This window comes from Pseudomonas sp. AC083, assembly GCF_979253165.1.
This window is the reverse complement of sequence record NZ_CEEDDH010000335.1, coordinates 1-237: the sequence shown is the minus strand read 5'-3', so window position 1 is coordinate 237 and position 237 is coordinate 1. Positions and strand designations below refer to the sequence as shown.

At 70.0% G+C, this 237-nt stretch carries 1 protein-coding gene; it reads right to left on the bottom strand.

The genetic code is table 11. The features are described 5' to 3' along the window. A partial coding sequence (locus tag AC0IXA_RS28105) for an aspartate-alanine antiporter-like transporter (RefSeq protein WP_471815012.1) occupies positions 1-237 on the bottom strand: 237 nt, incomplete at both ends.

The following is a 237-nucleotide window of genomic DNA, read 5'->3' as shown; positions in this document are numbered from 1 at the left end:
CGGCAGCAGCGCCCCGTACTCCTTGAGCAGTGGCCCGGCCTGCGGGCCCGACAGCAGTCCCGTACAGGCGATGAAGACCGCGAGGCCCATGTCCTTGATGGTGGAGGCGGCCTGTGGCGGGAAGGCGCCGAAGGTCTGCTTGCGGGAGCGGAACCAGCCGAAGAGCAGCCCGGAGATCAGGCACCCGCCGCCGGTGCCCAGCGACATCGGGACGTCGCCGAACTTCACCACCACCTG